The organism is Candidatus Binatia bacterium, from assembly GCA_036504975.1.
GTDB lineage: Bacteria > Desulfobacterota > Binatia > UBA9968 > UBA9968 > JAJPJQ01.
The window spans coordinates 1-10,969 of sequence record DASXUF010000121.1 but is presented as its reverse complement, the minus strand read 5'-3'; the positions used below and the strand labels follow the sequence as shown (position 1 = coordinate 10,969).

10 protein-coding genes are annotated in these 10,969 nt (G+C 57.0%); 1 reads left to right on the top strand and 9 read right to left on the bottom strand.

The genetic code is table 11. The features are described 5' to 3' along the window. Nucleotides 1-209 precede the first annotated feature (209 nt). The 5 genes from VGL70_16260 to accB all read right to left on the bottom strand — a co-directional run bounded on the left by VGL70_16260 (nucleotide 210) and on the right by accB (nucleotide 5,466). Nucleotides 210-848, bottom strand: a complete 639-nt coding sequence (locus VGL70_16260; protein ID HEY3305080.1) for a cysteine hydrolase — start codon at nucleotides 846-848, stop codon at nucleotides 210-212. A gap of 211 nt (nucleotides 849-1,059) precedes the next feature. Continuing rightward, nucleotides 1,060-1,914, bottom strand: a complete 855-nt coding sequence (locus VGL70_16255; protein ID HEY3305079.1) for an amidohydrolase family protein — start codon at nucleotides 1,912-1,914, stop codon at nucleotides 1,060-1,062. 1 nt (nucleotide 1,915) lies between these two features. Next, the gene (locus tag VGL70_16250; protein ID HEY3305078.1) at nucleotides 1,916-3,379 is read right to left on the bottom strand and encodes a hypothetical protein; all 1,464 of its coding nucleotides are present in this window, start codon (nucleotides 3,377-3,379) and stop codon (nucleotides 1,916-1,918) included. 132 nt (nucleotides 3,380-3,511) lie between these two features. Further along, nucleotides 3,512-4,891, bottom strand: coding sequence for an acetyl-CoA carboxylase biotin carboxylase subunit (locus VGL70_16245; protein ID HEY3305077.1), 1,380 nt, complete (start codon nucleotides 4,889-4,891; stop codon nucleotides 3,512-3,514). Next, nucleotides 4,888-5,466 carry an acetyl-CoA carboxylase biotin carboxyl carrier protein gene (accB, locus tag VGL70_16240; GenBank protein ID HEY3305076.1) on the bottom strand — a complete coding sequence of 193 codons (579 nt, stop codon included), beginning with the start codon at nucleotides 5,464-5,466 and terminating at the stop codon, nucleotides 4,888-4,890. The genes VGL70_16245 and accB overlap by 4 nt, the downstream gene beginning before the upstream one ends. A gap of 322 nt (nucleotides 5,467-5,788) precedes the next feature. Here accB and VGL70_16235 point away from each other — a divergent pair, with 322 nt between their 5' ends. Further along, a complete protein-coding gene (locus VGL70_16235; protein ID HEY3305075.1) occupies nucleotides 5,789-6,346 on the top strand; it encodes an ORF6N domain-containing protein in 558 nt (185 codons plus the stop codon). A gap of 91 nt (nucleotides 6,347-6,437) precedes the next feature. Here the strand turns inward: VGL70_16235 and VGL70_16230 are convergent, their stop codons facing one another. The 4 genes from VGL70_16230 to VGL70_16215 form a co-directional block, all read right to left on the bottom strand. Then, on the bottom strand, nucleotides 6,438-7,169 hold the full coding sequence (locus tag VGL70_16230; GenBank protein ID HEY3305074.1) for a hypothetical protein: 732 nt from the start codon (nucleotides 7,167-7,169) through the stop codon (nucleotides 6,438-6,440). A 774-nt stretch (nucleotides 7,170-7,943) separates the two neighbouring features. After that, nucleotides 7,944-8,744, bottom strand: coding sequence for a DUF3800 domain-containing protein (locus VGL70_16225; GenBank protein HEY3305073.1), 801 nt, complete (start codon nucleotides 8,742-8,744; stop codon nucleotides 7,944-7,946). A 628-nt stretch (nucleotides 8,745-9,372) separates the two neighbouring features. After that, nucleotides 9,373-10,131, bottom strand: a complete 759-nt coding sequence (locus VGL70_16220) for an RNA methyltransferase (GenBank protein HEY3305072.1) — start codon at nucleotides 10,129-10,131, stop codon at nucleotides 9,373-9,375. Nucleotides 10,132-10,230: 99 nt separating this feature from the next. After that, a complete protein-coding gene (locus VGL70_16215; GenBank protein ID HEY3305071.1) occupies nucleotides 10,231-10,881 on the bottom strand; it encodes a M12 family metallo-peptidase in 651 nt (216 codons plus the stop codon). Nucleotides 10,882-10,969: the final 88 nt, after the last annotated feature.

Sequence of the window (10,969 nt, the reverse complement as noted above, 5' to 3'; positions counted from 1 at the left end):
CCGCCGCCGGGAAGGTCCATGCGGCCGACCTGCTTTAGGTTGCGACTTGTGCCAAAAGCATTCCCGTTTGTTCCCATGGCTCCTCCAGATATGTCACTCCCGCGGAAGCGGGAGTCCAGGCGCTAAAATTCTGGATTCCCGTTTTCACGGGAATGACGGACAAGTGCTATCGTGCTATGGATCGACGATCTGAGTCTCATTCGACAATCCTATTTCTCCGCGTTCTCGATCATCTTTATCGTCTGTTCCGTGGTTCGCACCCGCGCCATGCGCGGAAACATCAGATCCATCAAGGCGTCGTGGGCGCGCACGTCGTGCGAGCTGGCGCAGGCGTCGCGCACGACGATCATATTGTAGTCGAGGTCTCTTCCCGCGAAGACGGTCGAAACGACGCCCACGTCCGTCGAGCCGCCGGAGATGATGATCGTGTCGATCCCGCGGGCGCGGAGCGCGAGGTCGAAATAAGTCTGATAAAAAGTGCTCCAGCGGTATTTCGGGATATAGTAATCGTCGGGCTGCGGCTCCAGCTCCGGAATGACCTCCGAATTCTTCGTCCCGCCGACGATGTGCGGGCTGAATCTTTTCACTTCGCCGTTGGACCACGGCTTTAGTGCCATGTCGGTATCGGTGATGATCGTCGCCGACGAGGCGCCGTCCGGCCGATGGTTGCCCTTGCCGAAGAATATCGGCAGGCCCGCTGCGCGGCTCGCCTTCATCAGGCGCACGGCGTTGTCGATCCACGGCTTCATCTTTGCCTTCTTGTCCGGTGCGGCGTCGTGGTAATACCCGTTCAGGATGTCGAAGAACAAAATGCCGGTCTTTTTCAGATCGAGATCGTTGACGTTCACGTTCGACCTCCTCGTGGTCTTACTGATAGCCCGCCTGGAAATCTCTCTCCGGGCCGATGCGATACGGCGGTGTTACGCTTAACCGAAGACTACGATTGAAATTTCCTCGTCCCACGCATCGGCCCTTCGAGAGACCCCCAGGCGGGCGTTGATCGTGGTTACGCTTAAGTCCTTTAAGATCCCTTTGAGCAGCCTGTAAGCATTTTCAATCCTAGAAACTCAGCCCGAAAAATTTCTTCGCGTTGTCAAGCATGATTTTCTGCCGCACCTCCGGCTTGATGTTGAGCTGCTGGAATTCCTCGAGCCAGCGCTCGACGCCGATCGCCGGCCAGTCCGAGCCGAACATCACCTTGTCCTGGAGCAATGTGTTCACGTTGTGCACCAGCTCGGCGGGAAAATATTTCGGCGCCCAGCCGGAAAGATCGATGTAGTAGTTAGCCTTGTGGCGCGCGATGGCGAGACTTTCCGCCGTCCACGGCCAGGTGGGATGCGCCGAGATGATGTTCAGCTCGGGAAAATCCGCCGCCACGTCGTCGAGCAGGATCGGCTGGCTGTACTTCAGCTTCGTTCCCATGCCGCCCGGCGTGCCGGCGCCCGCCGCGGCCATGCCGCCGTGAAAGAGAATCGGTATCTTGAGCTTCTGGCATTCTTCCCACAGAGGATAGAAGCGCGTGTCGTTGGGAAAAAAGTGCTGCCGCGCCGGATTCAACTCGCCGATGCCGTGAAGCCCCAGTTCTTCCTTGCAGCGCTTGATCTCCTGGAGCGCGAGCTTTCCGGTCCACGGGTCGATCGCGCCGAACGCCATGAAGATATCAGGATACTTGCGCACATATTCGGCGACGTGGTCGTTCGGCACCGGCTCGAGGCCCGTCACGGTCTCGTCGCGCGTGTTCATGATGACGGCCATCATCTTCCGCTGGCGGTATTGATCGGCCATCTCGTCCATGGAAACCGGCTTGCGCTCGCGTCCGAAGTAGCGCGCCATTTGCTGTGTGCGCGGCCCTTTGGCTTTGAGCGTCAGCTCGTCGCTGAGATGAACGTGCACGTCGATCGCGGTCACTTCCATATTATATTCTCCTTGCCTTCTCCAGAGTCAGGGTGAAACCCGGCTTCTCCATGTGCACCTGATCGCAGTCCGCCCGCTGCGCCAGCTCTTCGATGAGCACGACCAGCGGGTGGATCGCCGTCGAGTATTCCTTGATCGGGCCGGCGGCGCGCATCGCGGCGATCTCTCCCTCGTGCAAGAGCCAGCGCAGCAGCAGCTCTTCGTCCGACACTCCCGGTCCGCCGATCTTTTGCCGGACTTCGTGAATCGAAGGCTCCGGCGGCACCCACTTGGCCAACTCTTTGGCCCGCGGCCGGTTGAGAATTTTATCCTTTACTTCCTGGTCCATGTCCGCGCCGCCCTCCTCCCCCCAGAGGCCGAGCGCATATTGAATCACCTGATCGGTTACCTGCTTGTAGCGCTTGCCGGCGATCACGTTGATCGCCGCCTGGGAGCCGACAAACTGCGAGAGCGGAGTCACCATGATCGGGTAGCCGAATTCGGCGCGAACACGCGCCGCTTCTTCCAGCGCAGCGTCGATCCGGTTCTCCAGTCCCACTTTTTTCAACTGGTGGCGCAGATTACTTACCATGCCGCCGGGCACCTGGTGCTGGTACTGCGCGTAATCGTATTCGACCGGCGCGCCGATGCGAAAGCCTTCGCGCTTGGCGATAATCGTGAAATGCTCCGAGACCGGCTTCAGCGCTTCTTCGTCGATGGCAGTCGCGTAGCCGAGGGCGCGCGCGTTCTGCGCGACGTTGAAAAGCGACGGGTTGGATGACGCGTTGGCCAGCGGCGGGATCGCGGTGTTGATCGACTTGACGCCGAGCTTGATGGCTTCGAGCGCGCAGAGCCCGCCGAGGCCGGTCGTGCAGTGTGTGTGCAGCTCGAGCAGTATGCCCGGCGCGTTCTCGTAAATCAACGGCACGAGTGCGCGCGTGCGCTCCGGCGTCAGCAGCCCGCCCGGATCTTTGAGGCAGAGACGGTACGGCTTCAAAGTTGCGGCCTCGCGCGCCTTCCGCGCGTAGTATTCGTCCGTGTGCTTGGGCGACACGGAGTAGATCAGGTTCACGATCGATTGCATGCCGTATTCGTGCGCGCAATCGACTTTAAAGCGCCAGTTCGCGAGCTCGTTCCATTCGGACGAGATGCGCGCCTGGCGGAGACCGTTCGCCGCCATCCGCTCGATGAAAAGTTTGTAAACCGATTGCGGCGTGATCTCGAATGTGTTGACGCGGCCCGCGATCAGGCGGAGCGGCGTCTTGGTGACCCTCTTGGCGACCTGGCGGATGCGCTCCCAGGGGTCTTCCTTCAGCTCGCGCACGCATTTTTTCATGTGCGAGCTGGAGAGCAGCTCGATCGCTTCGAAGCCGGCGTCGTCCATCCGCTTCGCCACCGGCAGCATCATGCCCGTAGTCATGTTCTCCGCCCACAAGCTCTGATGCCCATCTCTGATGGTAGTATCTACAAAGCGGATTTCTTCCATCTTTTTTTTCTACCGGAGATTATTCACCGTTTCCCTTGGCGACCTGCGCCTTTGTGGTAGGGGCAGGCCCCTGTGCCTGCCCAGAAGGGCAACCACGGGGGGTTGCCCCTACGATTTATTTTTCACGCTAAATTAGTAGGCGGCAGCCTCCATTGGTTGAAAAGGCGACGCCGCCAGCAGCGATTCCAGCCAGCGCGTGTTGACGTTTCCTTTTACATAGTCCAGGCGCTGGGTCACAAAGCGCAAAAACGGGATCGTCGTGTCGATGCCCGAGACGAAGAAATTCTCCAGCGCTTCCTGCATTTTGCCGACGGCTTCTATTCGGTTGTTTCCGCGAACGATCAACTTTGCCAGCAGCGAATCGTAGTACGGCGGCACGCGATAGCCGGGGTAGCAGTGGCTGTCGAGCCGGACATGGTTTCCTTCCGGCGGCCGCCAGCCGGTGATAAGTCCCGGAGAGGGGCGGAAGCCGTGCGCCGCCGACTCCGCGTTGATGCGGCACTCGATCGCGTGGCCGCTGAGTTTTATCTCAGACTGCGAGCGGCTTAGCTTCGCGCCGCCGGCGATCCGGATCTGTTCCTGGACGAGGTCCATTCCCGAAATAGCCTCGCTCACCGGATGCTCGACTTGGATGCGCGTGTTCATTTCGAGAAAATAGTATCTCTGAGTGTTCTGGTCCAGGATGAACTCGACGGTGCCGGCGTTCTCGTAGCCGCTTTTTTTCGCGATGGTGACGGCGGCGGCCTGGATTTCTTCTCTTATCTTCGGCGCGAGCGCCGCCGCCGGCGCCTCTTCGACGACTTTTTGGTGGCGGCGCTGGAGCGAGCAGTCGCGCTCGCCGACGTGGACCACGTTGCCGAACCGGTCGCCGAGAATCTGCACTTCGACGTGCCGCGCGTTGGCGATGTAGCGCTCTAAGTAGAGTGTCGGATCGCCGAAGGCCGCTCTCGCCTCCGCCGCGGCCGTCTCGAAAGCGCGCTTAAGCACGCCTGAAGAACTCACGACCTTCATCCCGCGGCCACCGCCTCCGGCTGCGGCCTTGATCAGCACTGGAAAGCCGATTTGCGCCGCGAGTTTGGTTGCCTCTTTGACGTCGCGGACTTTCTCAGAGCCCGCGCCTACCGGAACTCCGAACTTCTTCGCCAGGGCGCGGGCTTGAAGCTTGTTCCCCATTTGCCGGATGTTTTCCGCCGAAGGGCCGATGAATTTGATGCCTTTTTTCTCGCATGCTTCGGCGAGCTCCGGCCGCTCGGCGAGAAATCCGTAGCCCGGATGGAGCGCGTCGGCGTTGCTTGTCTGCGCAGCTGCGATGATCTTTTCGATATTGAGATAGCTGTCGGCGGCGCGTGCCGGCCCGATACAAACGGCGCGGTCCGCGGCGCGCGCGGGCAAACTATCCTTATCGGCTTCGGAGAAAGCCGCGACGGTTTCGACGCCGAGCGCCCGGCACGCGTTCACGACGCGCAGCGCGATCTCGCCCCGGTTGGCGACGAAGACACGAGAAACGCTCATCGGGTTCGACCTGGCTTGGGCTTCGAGTGAGCCTCAGCCGAACTCCCGCCCTGAGCTTGTCGAAGGGTTGATTTTTTCTTGCCGGCGCCGTCCGGCTTTACGACGAAGAGGGTCTGCCCATACTCGACGAACTCGCCGTTTTGCACACAGACGTCGGCAATCGTTCCGCGCACGCGCGATTGCACCGCGTTGAAGACTTTCATCACTTCGATGAGTCCGACGGTCGTTTCTTCGTCGATCGTGGAGCCCAACTTGACGAACGGCGCCGCGCCCGGCTCCGGCGCCGCGTAGAACGTCCCGACCATTGGAGCGGGGATCTCAAGTCCGCCGTCGACTTTCGCCGCCGCTTTCGGCTTCGGCGCCGGAGTTTTTTCTTTTGGCTTGGCTTCTTTAGCTTTGGCCTGAGGCTTGACAGCCTTCTCGCTCTTTGGTTGCGCCTCGGAATCGGAGCCGGGGATGTAATTCCCTTTGCTGACCGTGAGCTTCAGCTCGCCGACCTGGAGCTGCATGTAGTCGAAGTTCGACTTTTCGATCAGGTCCAAAATTTTGAGAACTTCTTCCTGGGTGAGCTCCATGTTGTCCCCGTTAAACTGGTTACTTATAAGATGCTCCTGGGCGCGTCAAGAAAGCAGGTCGTTGCCGACCGATCATTTGATCCTTATTCGTTGTATTCGGGCGCTTGCCGAATTACCTCCGAATCGCGTAAGATCGCCTTGGTTTATGACCGGTCAATAAGAACGGATGCCCGCAACCGGTCACGGATTGTGACCAGTTCCCAGAGTAATTCTGTGGCCAGCTTGATTCCAAGCAAGCGGATCGAACTGACCGTACTATTAATCCGCGGAGTCAAAATGATGCTGGATTCGGATCTGTGGCGCTTTATGGAGTGACGACAGCATGACACTACGCATTGAAACTGCAATCCTCGTGGTCAGAGCCCAGCGAGTCATGCTCGCTTCCGATCTGGCACGGATTTATGGTGTCGAGACGCGCGTCCTCAATCAAGCGGTCCAACGGAACATCGACAAGTTTCCGGAAGATTTCATGTTCAGGTTGACGCGCCGAGAAGCGGAGGAGATCGCCGCTTCAAGATCACAAGCTGTGATCTTGAAGCGAGGGCAAAATGTCAAATACCTTCCGTTTGTCTTTACAGAGCACGGCGCGCTGATGGCGGCGAACGTGCTACGCAGTAGGCGCGCGGTGCAGATGAGCGTTTACGTGATCCGCGCCTTCGTCCGTCTCCGCGAGCACATCGCAGCAAACCATGCAATACTCAAGCGCCTCGCGGAGATCGACAAGACGCTATTGCAGTACGATACCGCGCTCCGCGATATCTATCGAAAACTGCTGCCGCTCCTACAGCCGCCACCGGAGCCAAGCAAGCGAAAGATAGGATTTCTTGTGAAAGAAAGAGCGGCAAAATACGGAAGGCGAGAAATCGGCTCGACGCATTGATACCCATGATCATTGGACGAAAGACGAGATCAGAAAGGATTGTCAAGATTGTCGTGTCCGACCCCAGCGGTTAGACCCCAGCGGTTAACACTCACCGACAACGCACGTAATAGTGCCCGCCTCCAGTTGGTTCCGCGTAGCATGATGTCGGCGACGGAGATGGGGGCGGGCTATAGGCGTGGGCCTCGGCCGCTCGAGCGTTTGCCTCTGCTGCTGCTTGTGTCCTAGCTGCTGCCGTTGCGAGGAGCGCGGCCGTAGTGACCGCTGCCAGACCGACAGCAATCTCTCCTACGGTTTTCCACGTCGCCGCATCGTTGTACTCCGCGGCTTGAAGATTTTGCTGTAAGAGAACATGCTCTTCGCGCATCTTCTGGACCATCCAGGCCCAGCCCTCGTTGAACGCGCGGCGCAATTGCTGCGGAGTGATTTCTTTTTGATCTGCCTTCAGCGCGAGATAGCGCGCCTGACCCAGCATGTATTCCTCGTAGATACGGGGAGTGACACGCTTTCGAAGTTCCTCTTCATGAACAGAAACCACAGTCTGATACGACGGCGCCCATAACCATTGCCAGTCGTCGGCCAGACCACTCGAACCTTTTATAAGCCGCTGGTCACATCCGGGGTAACGATCCGGGTTGACGAGCGAAGGTCCTACGGGGCATATCTCGCGAAGTCGCGCCCGCGCCGCCATCCAGGCTTCGCTGTTGAGTCGCAATTCGTCCTGCCTTTGAGTGATAGCCTGCCGCGCCTGGTGCGCCGAGCACGCTGGGAGAACGAGCAAAAGAAAGCTGAGTGAGAGGGCCGTCAATGGGCGTTTCCGCATAGGGACCTCCTAAAGCCGGCAGTAAAAATGTTCTTCGGGGTTCGGTGGGCGTATACCTCAGCGCGATCGGAGTTGTCAACGCACGGGATATTCTATTATAATAGCTAGACAAAAGAGCCATTCCAGGGGGAAATTGAGCGGGTAAGACGCAAGACGCCTCGGTTGGCGAACTCTACTAAAACCAGCGGGAGATCGTAGGACTTTTGCGTTTCCGCATCCTGGATTATGATGTGGGTCGGTGAATAGTCAACGTACACAAACTTCCTGGAGTGCCACAGTATCGTTTGATCGGGTCCTTGCGGGGGTGGGTAAATTCTAAAGGGCTCTTGTTTAAGGATTTCAATGTATTTCGGGAAGTCCTTATGATCCATGGCCCCCTAAGACTCTAGTTCACGTTTCGGGCCATGTCTAGAAGAAATAAATACTACAACAATCCACGATAAGCAGATCACAGCAACAGAAAAAAAGACGGTAAGAAACACGAACACGGGCCAAACTACATATGGCAGCAATACTACCCCCGCGCTTTGTGAGTAATGCGTTAGGGTGACTCCGAGAATTGATTCAATGAATCGTATCACCTTTACGCCACCCCCTACCGTGCTAATCTAAGCTATGGCAAAATCCGAAAAAGCCGACGATCACTTATCCCCCTTCAAGCGCTTCGAGAAGCTCGCCAAGGGGCTGCTCGCTGTTCCTCGAAAAGAACTTCAAGAGAAGCTCGATAAATATCAGCGAGAAAAGCAACTTAAAAAATCCCGCTCGCGTTAGGGTTCATTTTGGGGTGTAATTTCTGTGCCAAGAGGCGGGCCACCATATCAAATCACTGGGCATGCCCGCCACCACCTCTTCCCGATCTTGTTCAAGAATTGCCGGAAAGCCCGCGAGCGTTTCTTCGTCGTGATAGCCATAGTAAATCGAATGGAGTTTCTTTCTACCCTTAGCCAACATCTCAATTTGCGGTCTCACCGGCTTGTCTGAATATAGAGCGTTATCGATCCATTTATTCATCTCGTACACGAGAAAATCCGCCGTCTGAAGTAATGGAAACTTTTCTTTCGAGCCGAAAAAGAATCCGTCAAGTTGGTTGTGGTAGTCATGAGCTATGTAGTCTTTCTTAAAGGATTCTAGAATGCGGCCCATTTCATCGTCTTTCTGTTCGAAAGTAAGAACAAGGGCATCGTTGCTTATTATATTCTTCATCTTTTTCATTAACTTATGCATGACTACGTGAAAACAGAAATGATAACGACTTCTAATCTTTTCCCGTACCCATTCCGGTAGCTTCTCATAGGCAGAAGTAACAACAGATCCGGACACGCCAAACCCAGTACGCTTAGGCAGGATGCCAGTTAACTCCTCGATGAATGCCGAGTATTCCTCAGCGGACCATTTATTTTGTCTGGTGAAATAGTCGAACTCGGAACCATGAAACCGAAGTAAACCTTTTTTGTCCAGCGCGGCTTGCCATTCAACCAGACACTTCCGCCACATTTCCGTAGTGGCTACCCACCCGGCAATGGTGGTTACTCGGCTTTGATCGTGCGTGCCGCTCTCGTCAAAATATCCGCGCATCAGAATGCAAAAATATTGATCGTCGCCCCGCTTCCCTGATGTCTCCCCGAACCCAATATCGACGATCTCATCGAAAAGGATGAGCGGATTGAACGTGCCGCTATGAGCTTTGCACCAACTTGGCTTTGGTGACTCAAGTATATTAGTGCCAAAGTTATCTTACTCTCGATCTGAAAACTATTCGCACTGGGACCCTTCACCAGACTCAGGCTTCGCGACGGTGATTTCGGTCTTACTACGGCGCTTGCCCATACCTCTCTCTTCCGGGGCAATTTGAGACCAACTTGCCGTCAAAACAAATCTTGCCCTGAGCGTCTTATTTTCTGCCTTTGAAGTATTTTACCATCGCCCTTCTTACTCGGTCGATTTCCGGAAGCTTTCTAATCAGCTGGACTTCAATGTCGAGAACGCGACCTGGGGTCTGGACCTGGGGTCTGGCTTTGCAATCTAGACAATCTTGCTAACAGATGCGCGAGAATACATCAGGAGTCTTTATCCCAACGAACTACGTCACTCCGCCTCCGCTCTGCCTGTGCGTGAGCGCACGCAGACAGGTCGTCGATTTCTCGTGCGCCTTGCACGTGGGACCCTTTTGGCCGGTCTGAGAACAGAGTTCTTCATGCTGTTCTTACCTGATCTTCAACCCCTTGCGTTTTTTTTCCGCCACCACTTTCCAGCCTTCGGCGGCGTACCATTGGATCTGGCGGAAGAGGCCGGTCAGGATGCGCACGTCTTTCTCCTCCAGGCCCGCGCGGCCGAGGATGCGGCGAAAGGCGAAGAGGATGTGCTCGGGATTTTGTGAATCGAGGTAGCCGATCTCAAGCATCGAGGCTTTCATCCTGTCGAAGAGCCGCTCCACGTCTTCAGCCGGAGCGCGCTCGATCTCTTCCGCCGGAACATTTTCCATGGCGGCGAGAAAGAGTTCATACAGGCAAATCGTCACCGCCTGCGCCAGGTTGAGCGACGGGTAAGCCGCATCGGTCGGAATCGTGACCAGCAACTGGCAGCATTTGAGATCGTCGTTGTCGAGGCCGTGATCTTCCGGGCCGAAAACGAGAGCGCATTTTCCCGAGCGCGCCGCGGCGAGGATCTCCGGCGCCGTCTTTCGCGGCGAGCGGCTGTGCTCCCGGTAGAGGCCGCCGCGGCAGGTCGTGCCGACGACTAGGCCGCAGTCGGCCACGGCTTCGCGCAAGGTGGCGAAGCGTCGCGCGGTTTTGAGCATGTCTTTGGCGTGAACGGCCATCGCCCTTGCCCAAAAACTCTCGGTCCGTCCGCGGCCGACGATGGCGAGGTCGCTGAGCCCCATGTTTTTCATCGCCCGCGCGACCGAGCCGATATTGCCGGAGCCTCTCGGCGCCACGAGAACAATCCGAATGGTCTTCAACATAGGAGATACCAACCACAAAGAACGCATAGATCTCAAAGGCTGGTAGACGGCGATATGGCTCTCTGTGCCTTTGCGTTCTCTGTGGTTTATTTCTTATGACTATCTACCAAACGCACAGAATTTATTCTTTAAGATAATCGACCGGCTTTTCGCGTCGAAGTCGGAACGGTAATCGAAGTCTTCGTTCATGATCGAGCTAATGTCCTTGACGTGCTCGGCGCCGAAGACGTGGCCGAACTCGTGGATCAACGCGACGACGTCGAGCGGAGGCTCGCTGCTGCGACCGGTGTAGCGGTAGGGGTCGTTCACGGAGCTCACGATGTAGTTCGCCAGGCCCTCACGACAGTCGCCGAATCGGTTCACCATGGAGCGGCCGCCTAGATAAAAAGTCACGCGCTCGCCGGTAAGGCCGACGAGCACGTCGTAGTCGCGATTGTGATCTTTTTGCGGATATTTTTCGACCAGGCGCTTCATCAGCGTGACGACGAAAGGGCTGCCCTGCTCCAGTTGCCATGGCTCGATGGCTTGCGCGACCAATCGGATGCCGAACTCGCGCTCGTAAAAATCGGAAGCGGCGCGCAATAGGCCCGCGGCCGTCTCGCGCCAGCGGGGATCTTTTTCTCTAAGCTTTGCGTCGGCGACGATTTTGACGCGCACGGCCCGCTCCGGCGGCTCGTCGCGGAGCGCGGCGCAAGCGGAGAAGAGAAAAAGACTAAGGATGAAGCAGGCTATCGGTCGGCGCGTAGTCATCGGTCAATACGGGCACGTCATCATCGGACAGCTTGCCGTCGACAAAAGCAACCGCAATGTCGTTGGCGGACTTGGGAAACAATTCGCG